General features: G+C 54.1%; 20 protein-coding genes. 11 read left to right on the top strand and 9 right to left on the bottom strand.

Going from position 1 to position 20,807, the window contains the following annotated elements:
- The first annotated feature begins 46 nt into the window (after positions 1-46).
- The 5 genes from MRBBS_RS13420 to MRBBS_RS13400 are packed head-to-tail and all read left to right on the top strand — an operon-like array spanning position 47 to position 5,759.
- Positions 47-1,081 (top strand): polyprenyl synthetase family protein, encoded by a 1,035-nt coding sequence (locus tag MRBBS_RS13420; RefSeq protein WP_014872076.1) that lies wholly within the window; start codon positions 47-49, stop codon positions 1,079-1,081.
- Positions 1,056-2,618 (top strand): phytoene desaturase family protein, encoded by a 1,563-nt coding sequence (gene crtI, locus MRBBS_RS13415; RefSeq protein WP_050996644.1) that lies wholly within the window; start codon positions 1,056-1,058, stop codon positions 2,616-2,618. The genes MRBBS_RS13420 and crtI overlap by 26 nt, the downstream gene beginning before the upstream one ends.
- The gene (locus tag MRBBS_RS13410; protein WP_014872074.1) at positions 2,615-3,586 is read left to right on the top strand and encodes a phytoene/squalene synthase family protein; all 972 of its coding nucleotides are present in this window, start codon (positions 2,615-2,617) and stop codon (positions 3,584-3,586) included. The genes crtI and MRBBS_RS13410 overlap by 4 nt, the downstream gene beginning before the upstream one ends.
- A complete protein-coding gene (locus MRBBS_RS13405) occupies positions 3,583-4,800 on the top strand; it encodes a lycopene cyclase family protein (RefSeq protein ID WP_083847063.1) in 1,218 nt (405 codons plus the stop codon). The genes MRBBS_RS13410 and MRBBS_RS13405 overlap by 4 nt, the downstream gene beginning before the upstream one ends.
- Entirely contained in the window at positions 4,794-5,759 is a 966-nt protein-coding gene (locus tag MRBBS_RS13400) for a Brp/Blh family beta-carotene 15,15'-dioxygenase (RefSeq protein WP_014872072.1), read from the top strand. The genes MRBBS_RS13405 and MRBBS_RS13400 overlap by 7 nt, the downstream gene beginning before the upstream one ends.
- A gap of 160 nt (positions 5,760-5,919) precedes the next feature.
- Here the strand turns inward: MRBBS_RS13400 and serA are convergent, their stop codons facing one another.
- Positions 5,920-7,149, bottom strand: coding sequence for a phosphoglycerate dehydrogenase (gene serA, locus MRBBS_RS13395; RefSeq protein WP_041635297.1), 1,230 nt, complete (start codon positions 7,147-7,149; stop codon positions 5,920-5,922).
- A gap of 226 nt (positions 7,150-7,375) precedes the next feature.
- On the opposite strand from serA, the gene MRBBS_RS13390 reads away from it, so the two are divergent.
- Complete coding sequence (locus MRBBS_RS13390; protein ID WP_014872070.1) at positions 7,376-8,779, top strand: FAD-binding oxidoreductase; 1,404 nt, start codon at positions 7,376-7,378, stop codon at positions 8,777-8,779.
- Positions 8,780-8,798: 19 nt separating this feature from the next.
- Positions 8,799-9,482: an SIR2 family NAD-dependent protein deacylase gene (locus tag MRBBS_RS13385; protein ID WP_014872069.1), complete on the top strand. Its 684-nt coding sequence runs from the start codon at positions 8,799-8,801 to the stop codon at positions 9,480-9,482.
- Between the two features lie 55 nt (positions 9,483-9,537).
- Here the strand turns inward: MRBBS_RS13385 and MRBBS_RS13380 are convergent, their stop codons facing one another.
- The 4 genes from MRBBS_RS13380 to MRBBS_RS13365 form a co-directional block, all read right to left on the bottom strand.
- Positions 9,538-10,848, bottom strand: a complete 1,311-nt coding sequence (locus MRBBS_RS13380; RefSeq protein WP_014872068.1) for an ABC1 kinase family protein — start codon at positions 10,846-10,848, stop codon at positions 9,538-9,540.
- A gap of 128 nt (positions 10,849-10,976) precedes the next feature.
- Entirely contained in the window at positions 10,977-11,636 is a 660-nt protein-coding gene (locus MRBBS_RS13375) for a fumarylacetoacetate hydrolase family protein (protein ID WP_014872067.1), read from the bottom strand.
- A 24-nt stretch (positions 11,637-11,660) separates the two neighbouring features.
- The gene (locus MRBBS_RS13370) at positions 11,661-12,203 is read right to left on the bottom strand and encodes an adenine phosphoribosyltransferase (protein ID WP_014872066.1); all 543 of its coding nucleotides are present in this window, start codon (positions 12,201-12,203) and stop codon (positions 11,661-11,663) included.
- A gap of 29 nt (positions 12,204-12,232) precedes the next feature.
- Positions 12,233-13,531, bottom strand: coding sequence for an NCS2 family permease (locus MRBBS_RS13365; protein WP_014872065.1), 1,299 nt, complete (start codon positions 13,529-13,531; stop codon positions 12,233-12,235).
- Positions 13,532-14,051: 520 nt separating this feature from the next.
- On the opposite strand from MRBBS_RS13365, the gene MRBBS_RS13360 reads away from it, so the two are divergent.
- From MRBBS_RS13360 to MRBBS_RS13345, 4 genes are all read left to right on the top strand, one after another.
- Positions 14,052-15,032, top strand: a complete 981-nt coding sequence (locus MRBBS_RS13360) for an NADPH:quinone oxidoreductase family protein (RefSeq protein WP_014872064.1) — start codon at positions 14,052-14,054, stop codon at positions 15,030-15,032.
- A 102-nt stretch (positions 15,033-15,134) separates the two neighbouring features.
- Entirely contained in the window at positions 15,135-17,030 is a 1,896-nt protein-coding gene (gene parE, locus MRBBS_RS13355) for a DNA topoisomerase IV subunit B (RefSeq protein WP_014872063.1), read from the top strand.
- 311 nt (positions 17,031-17,341) lie between these two features.
- Positions 17,342-17,887, top strand: coding sequence for a cytochrome b (locus MRBBS_RS13350; RefSeq protein ID WP_014872062.1), 546 nt, complete (start codon positions 17,342-17,344; stop codon positions 17,885-17,887).
- A 40-nt stretch (positions 17,888-17,927) separates the two neighbouring features.
- Positions 17,928-18,509, top strand: a complete 582-nt coding sequence (locus MRBBS_RS13345) for a YceI family protein (RefSeq protein ID WP_014872061.1) — start codon at positions 17,928-17,930, stop codon at positions 18,507-18,509.
- Positions 18,510-18,600: 91 nt separating this feature from the next.
- On the opposite strand, the gene MRBBS_RS13340 is transcribed toward MRBBS_RS13345, so the two are convergent.
- The 4 genes from MRBBS_RS13340 to MRBBS_RS20060 form a co-directional block, all read right to left on the bottom strand.
- Positions 18,601-18,831 (bottom strand): hypothetical protein, encoded by a 231-nt coding sequence (locus tag MRBBS_RS13340; protein ID WP_014872059.1) that lies wholly within the window; start codon positions 18,829-18,831, stop codon positions 18,601-18,603.
- 121 nt (positions 18,832-18,952) lie between these two features.
- The gene (locus MRBBS_RS20070) at positions 18,953-19,144 is read right to left on the bottom strand and encodes a hypothetical protein (protein WP_014872058.1); all 192 of its coding nucleotides are present in this window, start codon (positions 19,142-19,144) and stop codon (positions 18,953-18,955) included.
- A 73-nt stretch (positions 19,145-19,217) separates the two neighbouring features.
- Positions 19,218-20,066, bottom strand: coding sequence for a methyl-accepting chemotaxis protein (locus MRBBS_RS20065; protein ID WP_227497520.1), 849 nt, complete (start codon positions 20,064-20,066; stop codon positions 19,218-19,220).
- Positions 19,958-20,467 (bottom strand): hypothetical protein, encoded by a 510-nt coding sequence (locus MRBBS_RS20060; RefSeq protein WP_264641585.1) that lies wholly within the window; start codon positions 20,465-20,467, stop codon positions 19,958-19,960. The genes MRBBS_RS20065 and MRBBS_RS20060 overlap by 109 nt, the downstream gene beginning before the upstream one ends.
- Positions 20,468-20,807 lie beyond the last annotated feature (340 nt).

The following is a 20,807-nucleotide window of genomic DNA, read 5'->3' as shown; positions in this document are numbered from 1 at the left end:
TCAATAAACGGCTTTCAGTACTCATCCCCGCGTAGGGAGAATAACAATGACTGTTTCCGTCTTAGGCGCCGAAGTACCTTTGAGAAAAAACGCCAGTGCTAACGTTGTAGCGGTCCAATCAGCCGACAAGGTCGATCATACGCGAGCGTTAGAGCAGGTTAGAGAGTTGATGCTCGACGCCTTGCAAGGTGTAATGGAAGGGCCGGCAAACAACGCGAGCCAATACCAAATCAGTACCAGGGGGAGCTTGTTGAGAGCCCGTCTGGCGCTGGCCAGTTGCAGAAGTTTTGAATGTTCCCAAGAATATGCGGTTGTTGCCGCTGCATGCTGCGAACTCATCCACAACGCGTCTTTAGTACACGATGACCTTCTCGACGGCGATCAGCTTCGAAGAGGGCAAGCGACAGTATGGAAAAGACACGGAAGAGGGGTTGCTTTGTGCGCCGGCGACTTACTTCTTTGCACGGCTTTTGCTGTGTCCGCTGGTTTGAACGATGCCCAACAGTCCCGTCTTTTGACCCAATATCTGGCGGCGATGACAGGTAGAGTTATTGTCGGACAAAGCATTGAGATTGCACCGGTAGAACCCGGCTTTCAGCCCCGGTTCAGAGACTATATAGAAGCTGCGCAAGCAAAAACTGTCCCACTGATTCAGCTTCCGCTGATGACAGGTGCGATAGCGGTGAAAGCCGGGTTGTCGATTCTGGACTCTATAAGGCGGTTCGCCGAGGCGGTTGGTCTGGCCTATCAGATCATCGACGATCTGGACGATCTGGTAGAGTCAAAGGCCGATTTGAAAAGCAAGGTGAAATCGCTTCACCCTTTTCATGCCTGGCACCATCATCGTGGTAGATTGAGCGACAGTCCGGAGCTTAGAGTTCAAAGGGCGACCCGCCACGCGCTGGCTGCATTGCAGCGTGGCCGATGCCAGCTGAAGTGTCTTGAAGAAAAGATGTCTACGCCGATTACGCCCACGTTAGGCCCGTTACTGATGAAATTGGAATGCAGGGCACAAGCACATCGCTACTCCTTTGGATCGAATGGGGAGGGATATCATGACACAACAAATACGTGGGGTTAGTACGGCGAAAACAGCGGTGGTTGTTGGAGCCGGTTTTGGCGGACTTGCTGTTGCCCTGCGCTTGTTGGCCCGAGGTTACAGGGTTGATCTTCTGGAAAAACACGCGGATTTGGGGGGGCGAGCCAGAACCTTTGAGCTGGATGGTCATAGTTTTGATGGCGGGCCAACCGTTATAACCGCGCCCTTTCTTTTTGCTGAATTGTTCGAACGTTTTGGTGAAGTTATGGAAAATCAGGTGACACTATTACCGGTGTCGCCTTTTTACCGCATGGACTTTGCCGATGGCAGCCACTTTGACTATCACGGCACAACAGAGGCGCTGGTCGCAGAGATCGACCGGCTATCGCCGGGCGAAGGCGAACATTACCCGGAGTTTCTGCGCGCCGCCGAAGCAATGTACGATCGCGGCTTCACCGAGCTGGCTCAGCGGCCTTTTACCCGGGTTGCAGACATGCTGGAGGTTTTGCCAGACCTCATTAAGCTCAGGGCTGACCGCAGTATTTACCAATTTGTTTCCCAGTTTTTCAGCGATGAGCGTCTGCGTAGAGCTTTCTCTGTGCCTTCCCTGCTGGTGGGGGGCAATCCGTTTCAGACATCAGCACTTTACGCCCTGATTCATGCTTTGGAGCGTAAAAGCGGTGTTTGGTATGTGCAAGGCGGAACCGGTGCGCTCATTAAGGCATTGGCGGAGCTGTTTGAGCGACACGGAGGTCGCTTGCATGTGGGCCAGTCAGTGCAGCATCTGGAAATGGACGGCCTAAATGTGCGCGCAGCTGTGACCGACCAGGGCAGGCGTTTTGATGCCGACTTGGTCGTGAGTAACGCTGATCCGCTATATGTCTACGATCACTGGATTGAGAGAACCACCCTCCAGCGGCTTGCCGATAGCCACAGGGCACGACTAAAGCAGTCTATGGGGCTGTTTGTGCTTTATTTCACCACCGAACGAGTTTACTCCGATATTGAGCATCACACGATTGTGTTCGGTGAAACGTTCCGGGAAATTTTGACCGAGATCTTTGAACAGCGCCAGATTCCGGAAGATTTGAGTCTGTATTTGCACAGGCCAGGCGCGACAGACCCGACAATGGCGCCAAAAAGTGGTGACGCCTTTTACGTGCTGGCCCCGGTTCCTAATCTTCAGGGCGATCAGGATTGGGGTCAGATTTCTAGTGACGTTGAAGATCAAATCATCAGCATTTTGACTCAGCGGCTCATGCCGGACCTTCCGCAGCAAATCCGCGCTAAGCACAGCATTTCTCCGACCTATTTCCACACTGAGTTGAACAGTCCCTTTGGTAGTGGGTTCTCCATTGCGCCTACGCTCACACAATCGGCCGGGCTGCGCTTTCATAACCAGTCGCCGCGGTACCGAAACCTGTTTTTTGTCGGTGCAGGCGTTCATCCCGGTGCAGGCGTGCCGGGTGTGGTGTGTTCTGCCGGTGTGGTTGAGCGCTTAGTGGTCAGAGCCTTTGAATCTCAGGCCGATAGCGAGGCGGGAGCGCCAGCAGGCACCGCCATTAGAGGCGCGAAATGACTGAGTCGGTTGCCGAGACCAATCTATCCGCAACCGGCGCCGATGTTCTGCGGCGCAAAGGGAAAAGCTTTTACTGGGCTGGCCAGCTACTAACCGCAGAACAGCTTGAGAGCGCCGCAGACCTATATCAGATATGCCGAAATATAGACGATTTGGTGGACGAGGCATCAACACCCGCCCAAGCAATGGCAGCTGAGCGACAGCTTGGCGAATTTCACCAGGCACTGATATCCCGGCCAACACTGGCCGATGAACCTCCCAATCTTTACCATCAGGCGGAATTGCTGCTGGGAGAATATCCGATGGCGCTGAGTGCATTGGGTGATCTTGTTGACACGGTGTGTAGGGATCTTGACCTGGTTAGAGTGGCGGATCAGGCCGAACTCCTTCGTTACTGCTACGGTGTGGCGGGAACGGTAGGGGTTATGATGACTTGCCTATTAAACGCGCGTGAGCGGGAAAAAGCCCTACCGCACGCCATTGATTTAGGAATTGCCATGCAGCTGACCAACATCTCTCGAGATGTTCTGGAGGATGCCCAGTTAAACCGCTTGTACCTGCCGGCCGATGGGGCAGCGGGCACGATCGCGCCAGAAGATATTGTGGCTGGAAATCGAGTTGCGCGGCACAGTGCCTGGTTGGGCGTGCGCGATTTGCTGGACCTGTCCGAGGCTTATTATCGCAGTGGGTGGCAGGGGTTGGGTTATCTGCCGTTCAGGGCACGTCTGGCCATTGCCGTGGCTGCGAAGGTCTATCGGCAAATTGGCCGACAGATTCTGCAAAGGGGTGAGCAACGTTATTGGCAGGGCCGATGTGTGGTTGGTTCAGCCGAGAAGCTGAGGGTGTCGGTGGGAGCCGTTGTTCAACTGGCGGCAGGCGCAATCAGCCGGCAGCCTATTCGTCACGATCACGCACTGCACCAAGGCCTGACAACCAGCCTCAAACTGCGCCAACCTGAAAAGCGATGAACCGTCGTCTTGAATCCGAACCTGAATCTGGACCAGCGTCCACAAGCCAGCGCGCTGCGCCAGTCGGTGAGTATGATCTTGTCATTATTGGAGCTGGGTTAACCGGGCTCAGCTTGGCCTGCTGGCTCCTGCAATTAGCAGAAGATGGGCAGGCAACATTACCCAGAGTCTGTTTTCTAGAACCACGAACATCCTACAGTAACGATCGAACATGGTGTTTCTGGGACCTTGAGCCACATCCTTTTCGCGATCTTATCACCCATCGCTGGTTTCGCTGGGAGGTCAGCCAAGGTGATCAAACAGCTTGTCAGTCTGACAGGGCCGCTGCTTACGCAATGCTGCCGGCAGATGTTCTGTATCGTTATGCATTGGCCAAAATAGAAGAGATACCGGCCTTTGACTTGCACCTTGGTGTGACCGTTAGCGGCGTTGAACACACCGATGATGGCGCTCTGGTGTCAGCCGATCAACGCCGTTGGCAGGCAAAGTCAGTCATAGACACGCGTCCGCCCGACAAAGGTCAGCTGATGTCCGGCGTTGGGTTTTGGCAGGTTTTCTCAGGCCTTGAGGTTATCTGTCCCAAGCACGGTTTTGATACCTCTACGGCCACACTGATGGATTTTCAGCCCGGCTACCCGCACCCTTGTTTTTTGTACCTGTTGCCTCTCGACGAGGATCACTTTCTGATTGAGTGGACCGCCTTTCAACCGGAGAAAGAGTCTGCGTCGGACTATCGCTCAGACCTTGAGTTATGGCTACAGCGACAGAACCTGGGGTATTACGAGGTCACAAGAGAGGAGTCTGGTAGCCTGCCTATGTTGCGTATGCCGACGGTTCAGAGCTTTGGTCGGGTGATCAGGGCCGGCGTCGGTGCAGGCTGGATGAGGGCCGCTACCGGCTATCATTTTGTTAGTTGCCAAAGAGGTAGCGCGGCGCTTGCCCGTCAGATTCTTGCAGCTCATGCCAGTGGCGACTGGAGGCTCCAGGACCCAACGGTGCGGGCTGGCTGGCTGGACTGGATGGACAGCGTGTTTCTGCGGGCATTGAAGCGACACCCGGACAAAGCACCGCAGTGGTTCGTGGGGCTGTTTGCTGCCACGAGTGCTGCACAAATGAGCCGGTTTATGAACGACCAGCCACGCTGGCGTGATGCTCTGGCAGTGGCCAGCGCGCTACCGCCAGGGCCCTTTGTGCGAGCCGTATTGCCATGGTGATAAACGACACCGCTTACACTGAAAATGTGCTTTACCAAAGTTCAGGCGGACGCCGTCACCAATTTGTTGTATTGATGATTGCCGGTCTCGCGCTCATTGTCGGCGTTACAATGCCGGTTCTGTCTATTGAACAACAGTTCTGGATTGTGTTGCTGCCTATTGGTGTGTTCGGTCTGTCCCACGGGGGCGCTGACCCCATGATTCTCAAACAACTGACTGCGACCTCGCCAATCGGTTTGTTCGTTGTTTTCTGCGCTTACTTGATGGCTTCGTTGGCTTTTGTTGCGTTAATCTGGGCGCTGCCGGTGGTGGCGCTGCTGATGTTTCTGGGTTTGTCGATCTGGCATTTTGGTTATACCGACGAAGCTTTTCTAAGCTCGGCGAAAAACCCTCTGTTGCGTTGGCTAAGCGGCAGTACGCCCATTCTGGGTCCGCTGCTCGGGCATTCGCAGCAAACGAGCGAGTTGTTTGCCTGGCTGATTAAGATTGAACCACAGGTGGTTTTGGACATCGTGGTATGGTTTGGGCCTTGTTTGGCGGTGGTTTGGCTTTTTGGTTTCGGATGCCTGTTGTTCGGGCGCCTTAATCGACCCGATCCAAGAGTGTTGGTCGAGTTATTCCTGGTGGGTGCTGCCTTGACTGCATTGCCACCGCTTCTGGGATTCGCATTCTATTTTTGTGCGATTCACAGCGTGCGTCACTTCCTTTCGATTGCCGAACACCGCTTGTTGTCGAATCGAAAAAGCCTATTTCAAGCGTTTCCGGTCCGTAAAATCTTGCCTGCAACGCTGGGGGCGATCGCAATGGCGTGTGTCGCCTGGGGGGTGATCGTACTGATCGGGCCTTCCACAAGTTTGCTGGTTGATGCCGTCAGAGTCATGTTCTGGGCGCTGGCCGCGTTAACACTTCCGCACGCTATCATCGTCAGATTATGGTGGAATCAAAGGCTCGTTGAGTGAGAGGACTGCTCAAAAAGATCGGGGACGAAGTTCAAATCCGTCCCCTTTGAGTAAGAAAGCCGGGGCCTAGGTAGGCCGGGGGCAGATTTGAAATTTGTTCCCTAAGAGCAAGAAAAACCGGGGCTCGTGGCCCCGGTTTTTCTTATGCAGCCTTGCTAGCTTAAAACAGCACGCGGCAGCGAATGGTGCCTTTCACTTCCAGCAGCTTTTCCAGCGCCAGCTCACCGTAGGCTTTGTCGACGTCGATTACCACGTAGCCAATGTCGTCCTTGGTTTGCAGGTACTGACCGCAAACGTTAATACCGTTAGCGGAAAAGACTTGGTTGATCTCTGACATCACTCCCGGCACGTTTTCGTGAATGTGCAACAACCGATGCTGGTTCGGGTGCGAGGGCAGGGCCACTTCGGGGAAGTTTACTGACGATACAGATGTACCGTTGTCGCTGTACATGGACAGCTTTTCAGCGACTTCACGGCCGATATTTTCCTGGGCTTCGATGGTGGAACCACCCACGTGTGGGGTCAGGATAACGTTGTCGAATTCGCGTAGCGGTGAGACAAATTCCTCGCCGTTGGATTTTGGTTCAACCGGGAAAACGTCGACGGCAGCGCCCAGCAACTTGCCGCTGCGCAAGGAGTCAGCCAGGGCGCCAATGTCGACCACTGAGCCGCGCGAGGCGTTCATCAGAATAGAACCCGGCTTCATTTGCGCGAGCTGCTCGGCTTTGAACATATATTTGGTGGCTGCGGTCTCTGGTACGTGCAGGCTCACCACATCACACAGGTTTAGCAGTTCCTGCATGGAACCCACTTGCGTGGCGTTACCGATGGAAAGTTTGGATACCACATCGTAAAAGTATACGTCCATGCCCAAGCCTTCGGCCAGCACACTGAACTGAGTGCCAATGTTGCCATAGCCAATAATGCCCAGCTTCTTGCCGCGGATTTCATAGCTGTTTTTGGCTGATTTAAGCCACTCGCCACGGTGGGCCTTGGCGTTTTTTTCCGGCACGCCGCGCAGCAACAAAATGGCTTGTGCCAACACCAGCTCGGCTACTGAGCGAGTGTTAGAGAAGGGCGCATTAAACACCGCCACACCGCGGCGCGTAGCAGCCTGCAGATCTACTTGGTTGGTGCCAATACAGAAGCAACCCACCGCCACCAATTTCTTGGCCGCTTCGAATACGGCCTCTGTCAGCTGTGTGCGCGACCGAAGGCCGATAAAATGCGCGTCGGCAATTTTCTCGATCAGCTCGTCTTCAGCCAACGAGTGCGACAGGGACTCAATGTTGGTGTAACCGGCGGCGTGCAGAGAATCGAGTGCAGACTGGTGCACGCCTTCCAGCAACAGAATTCGGATTTTGCTTTTTTGCAGAGACGTATTGGACATGGGCTTACTTTCCAACTTTTTGTCGCGTTTAACCACCCGTGGCCAGTCATTTCAGCTTTACATCGCATGGGCTGACGCACAGAACAGGGGCGGTATGATAACATAATCCTTGGCGTTGGCAGCGTACCGAACATCCCCATTTTTATACGGACTTGGCGTTACCAGCCGGTCTTGTTTTGACCGTACCGTCCTATTTCGAGACACATTTGAGCGAGAGCCCAGCCTGATGACACCTGAACAGATCATAGCCGCCCTGAAGCAACTGATGGCCGAAGGCGACGCCCCAGGCAAAGTGCTGACAGATCCGTCTGACCTTGCCACTTACGGCACCGACTGGACCCGGATATATACCCCAAATCCAGTCGCTATTGTGCTGCCTAAAACCACCGAACACGTGCGGTCGCTGGTTCAGTTCGCCAACCAAAACAACGTTGCTTTGGTGCCTTCTGGCGGCCGAACTGGCTTGAGCGCCGGCGCCGTAGCCGCCAACGGTGAAGTGGTGGTGGCGTTTGACAATATGAACCAGATTCTGGACTTCAACGCCAGTGACCGCACCGTTCGTTGCCAGGCCGGTGTTATCACTGAACAGTTGCAGAATTTTGCTGAGGAAAATGGCCTTTATTACCCGGTAGACTTTGCGTCCGCCGGCTCCAGCCAGCTGGGCGGTAACCTGTCCACCAACGCCGGTGGCATCAAAGTTATCCGCTATGGCATGAGCCGCGACTGGGTTGCCGGCCTAAAAGTCGTCACCGGTAAAGGCGATGTTCTGGATCTGAACAAAGACCTGGAAAAGAACAACACCGGCTATGACCTTCGCCACTTGTTTATCGGTGCCGAAGGGACCTTGGGTTTTATTACCGAAGCCACCATGAAGCTGTCACGCCAGCCCGACAATCTTACCGTGTTCGTGCTGGGCCTGAACGATTTGGGCAGCACTATGGACGTGCTGAACACTTTCCGCAGTAAGCTGGACTTAACGGCTTACGAGTTTTTCTCTCACCAGGCGATGAATCACGTGTTGGCCCATGGCCAGGTAAAGGCGCCCTTTGACACCGAGGCGCCTTACTATGCGCTGCTGGAATTTGAAGCGGTGTCTGAACAGGTGATGGAACAAGCCATGGAACTGTTCGAGCGGTGCATGGAAAACGGCTGGGTGCTCGACGGCGTGATCAGCCAAAGCGAAACTCAAGCTCAGAGCCTGTGGCTGCTGCGCGAGCGCATTTCTGAATCCATTGCTCCGCGCATCCCCTACAAAAACGACATCTCTGTGGTGGTATCCCGGGTGCCGGGCTTTCTGGAAGAAATCAATCAAGTGGTCAGCGACCACTATCCGGATTTCGAAATTATCTGGTTTGGTCACATCGGCGACGGCAACTTGCACCTGAACATCCTTAAACCCGAGGATATGGCAAAAGAAGACTTCTTCGAAAAGTGTCAGAAGGTAAACAAGTGGGTTTTTGAAATCGTTGAAAGATACCAAGGCAGCGTGTCCGCTGAACACGGCGTGGGCATGACCAAAAAAGCCTACCTGCAGTACACCCGAAGCGAAGCTGAAATTGCGTATCTGAGAGGCATCAAGCAGGTTTTCGACCCGAACGGCATCATCAACCCGGGTAAAATCTTCGACTAACAAGGTGGTTAGCGCGAACATGAAGCGACACATTGTAGTGCTCAGCGGTGCTGGTATCAGCGCCGAAAGCGGCTTGGCTACCTTCCGTGACAACGACGGGCTGTGGGAAAAACACAACGTAAACGATGTAGCCACCCCCGAAGCCTTCCAGCGCGACCCGGGCTTGGTGCTTCGCTTTTACAACGAGCGCCGTCGCCAACTGGCCAACACTCAACCCAACCGCGCTCACCGCTTGCTGGCAGAGTTGGAACGGAGTTATCGGGTGACCATCGTCACCCAGAATGTCGATGACTTACACGAACGCGGCGGCTCTACCCAAGTGTTACACCTGCACGGCGAACTCACGAAAGCCCGCAGCAGCAAAAACCCCCGAGCCATTCACACCATCGGCTACCGCGATATCCGTTTGGGTGAACGCAGCCAAGACTGCAGCCAACTGCGTCCCCACATCGTCTGGTTCGGCGAAGAGGTCCCGATGCTGGAAGTCGCTATCGACATAGTCCGCAGCGCTGACGACCTGCTCATAGTCGGCACCTCACTACAAGTCTACCCGGCCGCGGGCTTAGTCCACGAAGTAGAGCGCGATGTGCCCATCACCGTCATCAACCCGGTCACCCCCACAGGAAGATTCTCCCGCGCCCGGTTTATTCAAAAAAATGCTGTGGAAGGCGTAGCAGAATGGGTAAACAGTTTTAAGCGATAAAAGACTCGACAGGCAAAAACCAGAAAGACCTGTGCCGACTACTCAGAACTAGAAATTAACGAAACTCCGCCAAATAAGCCCGCAATTCATCACCAAAAGCGGCCTGAACACCCAACCGCTTCAGCATCCAATAATGCCCCGCAATCATCCGGTCAATAAAAATACTCTCCACCGGCGGTTTGAAAGAATCCAGATATTTAAACACTGTACTCGTCTTGGCTGCCACGTCCTTATGCAGCCGCGCCTGACCGAAATCGTAGGGCTGCTCAGACTCAAACGGCACAACCAAAATATCCCGCCACATGGCGTAATAGGCCTCGTCAATCGCCGGTTGGCTCTCAACTCGCGCACCTAAATCAATCAAATACTGATCCAGCGCCTTATAATCCTGCTCTAAAGCAGCCGTCACCGCATTGCGGTAAGCCCGCACAATCTCTGGTTTCAGCTTCTTCACACAGCCAAAATCGTACATCACAATGGTGCCGTCCGGCCGGTAAGCAAAGTTACCGGCGTGTGGGTCACCGTGAATGCACTGAAAACGAAATAGCTGATCGGCCATCGCGGTAAAAATGCGGTGGCCGATCAGATTGATGGTGTCTTGGTCGTAACGCTCTGGGGTGATATCACCTACGTGGTCACCTTCCTCCAGCTCCAGAGTCATCACGTGGCGAGTTGAATGGCTGGGCACCACCGCTGGAATAACCACCCAGCGATCGTTGCGATGAAACTCGCGGAACATATCAAGATTGCGAGCTTCGTTGTCGTAATCCAGCTCTTCGTGCAGGCGCTCGCGGATTTCAGCGAACAGCTGATCTACCGATTCCTTGGGCATTTTCAGCAGGCCGCCCAACCTTAGAGCCAGTCGAAGCTGTTTGAGGTCGGAGTCACAGGATTCATCAACACCCGGGTACTGCACCTTTACGATAACGTCGGTGCCGTCGTGCATCCGCGCCCGGTGTACCTGGCCTATAGAAGCTGCCGCGTAAGGTGCTTCCTGCAGGTACTCATAAAGCTCGTGTACCGGTTTGCCCAAGGCGGTTTCAATTTGCTGGCGAATCACTTCGAAGGGCATGGGCGGCGCTTCTTTTTGAAGCTTTTGCAGGGCGTCAGAAAATTCACGGGGTAGAAAATCTTGGGTTTGCGAGGCTATTTGGCCGACCTTCATGGCGGCGCCTTTCATTTCCCCCAGAGTGTCGGTAATGCGCGCCGCCATGCGGCTGTAGCTCTCGCTGCGGGCGCCTTCATCATTTTCACTGCTGAAGAAACTGCGCGCCTTTTGACTAGCGAATTGTCCGGCCACAGAGGCAGTCATACCTGCGAGTTTGAAAAATCGACCGCTGCGAGTGGTAACCGGTTTTTTTGCCATGCCAGATATACGCTCCTAACCAAAAAACGATTCAGCGTCGTCACGTCAGACCACGCTGAGGCTGTTGTCTAACGCTCGTTTTATATCACTCTTTAAATCGCTTTTTAACTCTTTTTCTAAATCTCTTTTTAAACCACTCTGGTCGACACCGACAGGCGATCTTCCAGCGTCAGTTGCAGGATTTGTCCGGATTGCAGTGGCCCGACACCTTTGGGCGTGCCAGTCAGTATTACATCCCCGGGTAACAGAGAGAACTGTGTACTGATGTGGGCAATCAGGGGCACCACCGGAAACAGCATGTCGGCGGTGTCGCCGCTTTGCTGGCGCTCGCCGTCGATATCCAGGCTGAAGTGCAGGCGGCGCTGGTCCAGATCGCTGGCCGGAACGAACGGCGTGAGTGGGCAGGCACGATCAAAACCTTTAGCCCGCTCCCATGGGTGCCCCTGCTTTTTAAGACGGCTTTGCAGGTCACGGAGGGTTAAATCCAGCGCCAGGCCATAACCCAGTATCGCCGCTTCTGCATCGCTGGCAGAGGCGTTCGTCAGGGGTCTGCCAATCAGCACGGCTAATTCGGTTTCAAAGTGCACGGCGCCTTGATCCCGCGGGAAGTCCAGAGGCCTCGTCAGGTGTACCGCGGCGGTGGCGGGCTTTATGAACAGCAGGGGCTCGGTCGGGATCGGGTTGTTCAGTTCTTTGGCGTGTTCGGCATAGTTACGGCCGATGCACACAATTTTGCCCAGGGGCAAATGAATAGGGTTGGCATCGTGCCAATGGTGCTGATAATTCACGATAGTATCCTCTTTGAGGGCGGCTTATTCTCCCTCGAATGAGCATACAGTATAAACCGTTAAGCCTTCGGCTCGCAGCTTGTCAGAACCGCCCAGGTCGGGCAGATCAATCATCGCCGCTACTTCTACAATTTCGGCGCCAATCCGGCGAATCAGCCGGGAGGCGGCCAACATGGTGCCACCGGTGGCGATCAGATCATCGACCAGCACCACTTTGTCGCCGGGTTTGAGGGCGTCTTTGTGCAACTCCACCGAGGCGGTGCCGTATTCCAGTTCGTAGTCTTCCACTAAGGTATCAAACGGCAGCTTGCCTTTCTTGCGAATCAGCACCAACGAGGCGTTCAGTTCATACGCCAGAGCAGAGCCAATGATAAATCCACGGGCATCTACCGCAGCAATCGCGTCTATACGCTGGTCGTGGTAACGATGTACAAAGGCATCGATCAGTTTGCGAAACGCGGTTTTGTTCTGCAGCACCGTCGTGATGTCGCGGAAAGTGACACCGGGCTTCGGCCAGTCCGGAACTGTGCGGATAGCCTGCTTGATGCTCTGGGAAAAGTAATCCATGAAACCCCTGCCTTACGCCCGGGCGCCGCTTACGCGACATCCAGGAAAATGAATTTAAGAATAAACACCAGAGCGATAACGACCACGCTCAGATTGAGATCAGACCAACGACCGCTCAGGGCTTTCAGTACCGCGTAGGTGACAAAGCCCAGAGCGATGCCGTTAGCAATCGAGAACGTCAGCGGCATCATCAGCGCGGTGACAACCGCTGGTGCGGCATCGGTCACATCGTCCCAGTCGATCAGTTTCAGGCTACTGGCCATCAGCACGGCCACGTACAACAGCGCCGGAGCGGTGGCGTAGGCGGGGACGATGCTGGCAAGGGGCGCCAGCACCAGGCACGCGGCGAACAGGCCGGCGACAACCACCGCCGTCAGGCCGGTGCGACCACCCGCGGCAATACCGGCGGTGGATTCCACATAGCTGGTGGTGGTAGATGTGCCAAGAACAGCACCCGACATGGTGGCCACGGAGTCTGACATGAGCGCGCGGCCCAAGCGTGGCAGTTTGCCATTTTCGTCCAGCAGGCCACCACGTTGGGCGGCGCCGATCAGGGTGCCAGAAGTGTCAAACAGGTCGACAAACAGAAAGGCAAAAATAACGCTGATCATGCCGACGTTAAACGCGCCGGCCAGGTCTAGCTGCATAAAGGTGGGGGCCAGGCTGGGCGGTGCTGAAAACAGGCCTTTGTATTCAATCATGCCAGTGGTCAGCGCTACCAGGGTTACGGCAATAATGCCGATCATCACCGCGCCAGTAACGCGGCGGAACGACAGCGCGCAAATTAAAATAAAACCGCCAAAAAACAGCAGGCTCTCGGCTGCTTTGACGTCGCCCATACCCACCAGGGTGGCTGGGTTGTCGACCACAATGCCGGCGTTTTTCAGGGCAATCAACGCCAGAAAGAAACCGATACCGGCAGAAATGCCAAAGCGCAAAGACAATGGTATGGAGTTGATAATCCACTCCCGCACTTTAAAAATACTCAGCGCAAAGAATATCAAACCCGACAGAAACACAGCGCCAAGAGCCACCTGCCAGGTGTATCCCATACTGCCAACCACGGTGAACGAGAAAAACGCGTTCAGGCCCATCCCCGGTGCAAGGGCAATCGGGTAGTTGGCCCACAGGCCCATAATCAGGGTGCCAACAACCGCCGCCAGGCAGGTGGCTACGAACACCGCGCCAAAATCCATACCTGTGGATGACAGAATGCTGGGGTTAACCACGATAATGTAGGCCATGGTTAAAAAGGTGGTAATGCCGGCAACGACTTCTTTACGAACGTTGGTGCCGTGGGCCTTGAGTTTAAAAAATCGTTCGAGCATGACGGGGGTCTGCCTCACAGATGCTGGGATTTCAGGAGTCGGTCTGATTAGAAAAATCGAGCTGCTTAAAAAACGGCAATGTTAACGCCTGACGGCGCTCAGGCCAAGGGATGATTGATTTTGCTCGCAGTTCCAGTCAAAACCAAGAACCTATTATTCGCTGTTAGGAGTGGTTAACCAGACAAAAGCCACGGGTGGATGCTCCCGGGCAGTGCATTGAGGTTCTCCTAGCGGCTGCCTGCTTTCTGGGGGCGTTGATTTTTGTCGGTACCATTCTTTAGAAATTGTGTTTAACAAATGAGTCTTTAAAAATCGTCTTTAATCAATCGCGCTTTAACGCATAGAGCCTTAATTTATAGAGCTATTGAGTAATAGTAGAGGCTATAGATCGTGTTTATTTCGTTGAATAAGAAAGATCTATTTGCTTCATGGGTTGACTGTGGTTAGCTTGAGGGCAACTAAAAAGGGAGCAGAATTTTGCCCTGTCAGAATCAAGCAACGACATCGTATGGGAGTTTCTGTGAAAGCCATTCTCTGTAAAGAATACGGCCCTGCTGACAAGCTCGTAATTGAAGATGTGCCTAGCCCTAAAGCGAAAGGCCGCGGTGTAAAAGTGCGCGTCAAAGCAGCGGGCCTGAACTTTCCTGATACGCTTATTATCGAAGGCAAATACCAGCTAAAGCCGACCTTGCCGTTTTCTCCAGGCGGCGAAATGTCCGGTGAAGTGATTGCAGTGGGAGAAAAAGTTACTCGTTTTAAAGTCGGCGATCGGGTTGCGGGCTTGACCGGTTATGGCGCTTTTGCTGAAGAAGTGATTGTGCCTGAGCATAATTTGTTGCTCTTGCCAGACGACATGAGCGACGAAAAAGCCGCTGCATTTATGATGGTTTACGGCACGTCCTATTACGCTCTGAAGCAGCGCGCGAACATCCAGACTGGGGAAAGTCTTCTGGTTCTGGGCGCCAGTGGTGGTGTAGGGCGGGCGACGGTTGAATTGGGCAAGGTCATGGGTGCCCGTGTGATTGCTGCCGCAAGCTCGGCACAGAAGCTGGCAGTTGCCGAAGCCGCGGGTGCGGATGAGTTGATCAATTACACGGAAGAGCCCCTTAAGGACGCCATAAAGCGCCTGACCAACAGCAAGGGCGTGGATGTAATTTACGACCCCGTGGGTGGTGATTACACAGAGCAGGCACTGCGAGCCATGGCCTGGAACGGCCGCCATCTAATTATTGGTTTTGCCGCGGGCGATATCCCGAAAATTCCAGCGAACTTGACGCTCTTGAAAGGCTGCTCTGTCGTTGGCGTGTTCTGGGGCAGCTTTACCCAGCGAGAGCCGGAAGCGAGTGCCCAGAACATGATAGAGCTGATGAAGCTCTTCGCCGAGGGTAAAATTGATCCGAAAATAAGCGAGGTTTTCGAGTTTGAGGATTACGCCAAGGCCCTCGGTGCCCTGACTGAGCGCCGTGCCACTGGTAAGGTGGTCCTTAAAGTTGGGTTCTGAGTCCTTGTAGCCTGGCGTTGTTAAACAGCCGTTGAACTTTGCTGCTGATTCTCTAAGCTAGGCCGCGGTCCACTATTTCCCATTCGGAGCTTTACCCCGCCCATGAGCGAACAAACTTACAACGCCGATGCCATTGAAGTTTTAAGCGGTTTGGACCCGGTGCGAAAAAGGCCGGGAATGTACACCGACACCAGCCGCCCCAATCATCTTGCCCAGGAAGTGGTTGATAACAGCGTGGATGAGGCTCTGGCCGGCCACGCAAAGCGTATTGATGTCGTGCTTTACAGCGACGGCTCACTGAGCGTGGAAGACGATGGCCGGGGCATGCCGGTGGATATGCACAAGGAAGAGGGCGTGCCGGGGGTAGAGCTGATTCTGTCGCGGTTGCACGCCGGCGGTAAGTTTTCCGAGGGTAGCTACAGTTTTTCCGGTGGTTTGCACGGGGTAGGCGTGTCGGTGGTCAACGCGTTGTCGACGCATCTGGAAGTGCTGATTCGGCGCAACGGTCAGGTACACCGGATGACGTTCGCCAACGGCGATAAAGTGACTGAGCTGGAGGTCGTTGACAGCTGCGGCAAGCGCAATACCGGTACCCGGCTAAAATTCACACCGGACACTCGATATTTCGACTCGGCCAATTTCTCGGTCAGCCGCCTGCGCCACAATTTGCGTGCCAAAGCCGTTTTGTGTCCTGGGTTAACGATGACCTTTAGCCAGGAAAAAACCGGTGAGAAAGACGAGTGGTGTTATCAGGACGGCCTGCGGGACTATTTGCGTATTTCTCTGGCGGGCAGTGAAGTGGTGCCTCTTGAGCCGTTTACGGGCAGCTTTTCTGGCAATACAGAAACCGTGGACTGGGCCATCCAGTGGTTGCCTGACGGCGGTGACGCCGTTGCCGAAAGCTACGTAAACCTTATTCCAACCGCCCAGGGCGGCACCCACGTCAACGGTCTACGCACCGGCCTGCTAGAAGCCATGCGTGACTTTTGTGAGTTTCGCAGCCTGCTGCCCCGTGGTATCAAGCTGTCACCGGAGGACATCTGGGAGCGGGTGGTTTATGTGTTGTCCTTCAAGATGCAGGAGCCGCAGTTTTCCGGCCAGACGAAAGAGCGCCTGTCATCGCGCCAGGCTGCCGCGTTTATTTCCGGTGTGGTGAAAGACGCCTTCAGTTTGTGGCTGAATCAGCACACTGACATTGCCGAAATACTGGCTGAGCTTTTTATCAGTAACGCCCAGCGCCGCCTCAAAGCGAGTAAAAAAGTAGCCCGTAAACGAATTACCTCGGGCCCTGCATTGCCGGGCAAGTTGGCGGATTGCTCGGGCAGTGACACCGCTCGGTCGGAGTTGTTTCTGGTGGAGGGCGACTCCGCCGGTGGCTCGGCGAAGCAGGCTCGGGACCGCGAATTTCAGGCCGTTATGCCGTTGAAGGGCAAAATTCTGAATACCTGGGAAGTGGATTCCAGCGAAGTACTGGCGTCGCAGGAAATTCACGACATTGCAGTGGCCATCGGAGTAGACCCGGGTTCGGACGAGCTGACCGGTTTGCGCTACAACAAGGTTTGTATTCTGGCCGATGCCGACTCTGACGGGCTGCACATCGCCACGCTGCTTTGCGCGCTGTTTGTGAAGCACTTCCGGCCGGTGGTTGCTGCCGGCCACGTGTTTGTGGCCATGCCGCCGCTGTATCGGGTAGATCTTGGCAAGCAGACCTTTTACGCTCTGGATGAATCGGAAAAGCAGGGCATTATCGACCGCCTGGCAGCAGAGAACAGCCGTGGAAAAGTGTCGGTCACGCGGTTTAAGGGCCTGGGCGAGATGAACCCACTGCAGCTGCGCGAAACCACCATGGCGCCGGATACCCGCAGGCTGGTGATGCTGACCATTAAAGATGGCGACGACACGGACAGCTGCATGGACATGTTATTGGGTAAAAAGCGGGCGCCCGATCGGCGTGCCTGGCTGGAAGCCTACGGTAATATGGCGGATGTTCCGGTATAAACTCGGGAAAATAGGCCCACCAAAAGCAAAACGACTTCGCTGATTTTCCGGGCCAGCTTCTTTTATGAAGGGTTCAGGGAAATCAGCGAAGTCGTAACAACTTACCCGGCGTGAGCCGTCGCAGTGTTGGCGTTGCCTTTAGTTATTGCTGGGTACAACCACGTGTTCGTCGAATTCAAGTTCCATAATAAAGCGTCTTTTTCTGTTTATTGGGATTCAGTATGGCCATCATAGCGTTGAGCTATTTTTGAACAATCCGTAAATGCCCTATACGGCAAATGACTTATGTCGGAAAAGGAGCGTGAAGCGCTATGAAACTGCTTAACAGTCAGGCTACTTATGGCTTGGTGGCGGTGTTTCTGCACTGGTTGGTGGCCTTAACCGTGGCGGGCATGTTTGGTTTGGGTTATTGGATGGTAGGGCTTACTTATTACGACGCCTGGTACAAACAAGGGCCGGATATTCATCGCAGTGTAGGCGTTTTGGTATTTATTGCCATGCTGCTGCAGGTTGTGTGGCGCCTTATGAATCCGCGGCCGGAGCCGGTGCCGGGTCATCGGCGCTGGGAGCGTGCGTCGGCGCACTTAGCCCATGGTTTGTTGTATGTGCTGCTGTTTGTTGCCATGGTCAGCGGCTACCTGATCTCTACCGCCGACGGCTCATCGGTAAGCGTGTTTGGCTGGTTTGATGTGCCCTCCATCATGGGTCGCGTCAAGGGCATGGAAGACACCGCCGGTGTGGTGCATTATTGGGTAACCTGGAGTGTCGTCTTATTAGCGGGTATTCATGCGCTTGGCGCGCTTAAACACCATTTTATTGACCGAGACAATACTTTGCGCCGTATAGTTGGGCGTTAAAAGTGTCCGGTACTGACATTTACCGTGTGAGGAATCTGCTATGAAACGATTTTTTTTGGCATCGGCTGTGTCTCTGGCTTTGGTCGGTGGCGCTCAGGCCGCAGACCACTCCGGCACCTACGCTTTTGATAAAAAGGGTGCTCACCAGTTCATCAACTTCCGTATTTCACACTTGGGTTACAGTTGGCTGTACGGGCGCTTCAACGATTTTGACGGCCAGTTTGTGTACGACGCCGAAAATCCGCAGAACAGCTCGGTGTCGGTGTCCATTGATACCACCAGTGTTGACAGCAATCACGCCGAGCGCGACAAGCATCTCCGCGATGAAGATTTTCTCTACACCGGTGAATACCCGCAAGCTACGTTCAAAAGCACCGGCATTCGTCTGGACGAAGAAGGAGAAGCTGATATTGTGGGTGACCTGACACTGCGCGGTGTGACCCGTGAAGTCGTCTTGGATGCGGAGATAATTGGCCACGGCGCCGATCCCTGGGGTGGTTATCGCATGGGTTTTGAGGCAGAAACCGAGTTTCGGCTTGCTGACTTTGGCATTCCCACCAATTTGGGCCCGGCGTCAGAGGTTGTTACTCTGGAGATCTCGGTGGAAGGTATCCGCCAGTAATCCTCCAAATGGCGAGTGCAATAAATCGGCGCAAGAAAATGGCGGGGCCGTGTGGCTCCGCCATTTTTGTATGGGCTTTTGATGAGCGGGTTCAGGCTTCTTTGTGGCGCGGTTTACTGCCTTGGCACGGGTAGCGCATACGCCAGAACTGACCGACAAAAATAACCAGCCAAATCACCAGGCAGGCCCACAGATACGCCGCCGGAACGCGGAAGCTGCCGCTGATGGCAAACTCCACCAACAACATCAGCACTAACGCTAGCACTGCATTAACCAACGCAGTCATCATGGCTTGCCCGCAGGCTTTCAGGTTTGGCTTCATAGTGGTCAGCTTAGTGAAAGAAAAAACGGTCTTCTATTATCGCCGAGGAGCATACGATGATTATGGAAACCGCTCCATTCGGGAATTCCGCTATTGGAATTGGCAGATTCAGGCTCCGAGCCTATACGCGGAACTCGTCCGTCTGCTTCTCCGGTTCGCGGGCATAACCATCCAGCGCGTGGCTGGGCGCATTAATCTCTTCTGATCTGGCTGCGGATGCACAGGCCAGGTCGTTAATGTCTGTGATGCTGCGATTTATTTCATCAACCACTTGGGTTTGCTCCTCGGTGGCGGATGCAACGCTGGTGTTCATGTCGGTTATTCGGGTTATTGCCTCAAGAACGGCGTTCAGCTCCTGTTCGGCTTCTGTCGCAAGGATGACCCTGCTAGGACGCTTCCTGACTGCCGGTTTCCATAACCGACACTATATCTGCGACGCCGCTCTGTAATATTCCAATCATGGTTTGAATGTCTGCTGTCGACTTTTGCGTGCGCTGTGCCAGAGTCCTGACTTCGTACGCAACCACCGCGAATCCGCGGCCCGGTTCGCCGGCCCTTGCGGCTTCTATTGCGGCATTCAGGGCGAGCAAGTTGGTCTGTTCGGCAACGCCCCGGATAACGTCCAATACCGACGTGATCTTGTCGGAATTGTCAGAGAGCGCGCGGATAACCTTGACTGCTTTTTCGATTTGCGCGGCAAGGCGATGAACTTGGACTGAGGATTTACGGAAGATCTCTGAGCTATTTTGACCTTTTTGATCTGCTTCCTTGGTAACTTCTGCCGCCCGGGAGGCATTGCCAGCAACTTCCTTGATCGCGCTCTGCATTTCGTTAATCGCCGTCGCAACCATGGAGATGGCACCGGTCTGCTGGTCAGTACCCTTACTGTTATCCTTTGAGGCCTGGCGCAGTTCGTCTGCACCTTTGCCTAACTCTACGGATAGCGTCTGTATTGTCGCAATCATTTGTTGGAGGTTTTCCAGAACCTGGTTAAAGCTTCGCGCAAGGGCGCCTTCGCCTTTGGCAATGTTATCTAGCTGCTCCTTGAACGTTGAAATTGATAGAATAATTATTCGCAGAAACACGATAAACAGCGCTATGCTGCCTCCGAGCGCCAAAACTGTGGTCACCAGTATTGCGACAGAGCTGCTTTGGCCTTCAGAAGATACACTGAGCAGGCGTTCCTCGGCCTTGGCGTCCGCGTAAGCACCCACGTCATCAAAATAATTACGCAAGGAGTCGAAGCGGACGGAAGTCTCAGTCGCTGCCAGCTCTCTGGCTGCTTTTTGTTGGTTTTTTTTGCCAGACTGAGAGCTTCGCGGGCTGATTGGTGCCAGCTGGCATAGGCGGTATCGAAGCCGGCAGCTATCTCTGAAACACCGGTGTTTTCCAGTTGCTTTACGGTTGTTTCAAATCGCTCTTTGGCCTGATCGGCGTTTTCTTCAAACGCTGAAAGAAAACGAGAGCCGTCTTCGGAGTTTGTTCGCGCATCGACGTAAGACATCTGTGCGACCAAAGCCTGATAAAGGTCACGGTCTGCGTTCAGAATTCGACTAATGGAAGTGAGGTAGGTTTCGGCAATGTCATCTGTTCCTGAAACCAGGTTCTTTGTGGTGCTTACGTTGAATAGCCCTATGAATATAAGAGCAATAGACGTGATAACGAAAGGGAGGGCGATTTTAGTCGGAGCCCTAAGCGCTTTCCTAGAATCATGCGAGCTTGCCTCGGTAGGTGTCTGCCAATGCTGGTCTAATCATAGCAGCGCCGTGGTCGCTGTCAGTTATTTGCCGGAAAAATAGTTGGTTGGCTTTTTTGGCCAGGCGCATTCTGGATGAAGGCTTTGATGCGAGGTGCCATAGGTTATTGGTGTATCCGCGTGCTGCTCCATATAATGTTTCGCGCTAACGGGTCGTGATTATTCCGAGCGCACAGGGTAGCATCACGGCCTCCTTAAACATCAGGCAGTACAGGCAAAA

This window comes from Marinobacter sp. BSs20148 (assembly GCF_000283275.1).
In the GTDB taxonomy this organism is placed as follows: domain Bacteria; phylum Pseudomonadota; class Gammaproteobacteria; order Pseudomonadales; family Oleiphilaceae; genus Marinobacter; species Marinobacter psychrophilus.
This window is presented reverse-complemented; position numbering and strand designations above follow the sequence as displayed.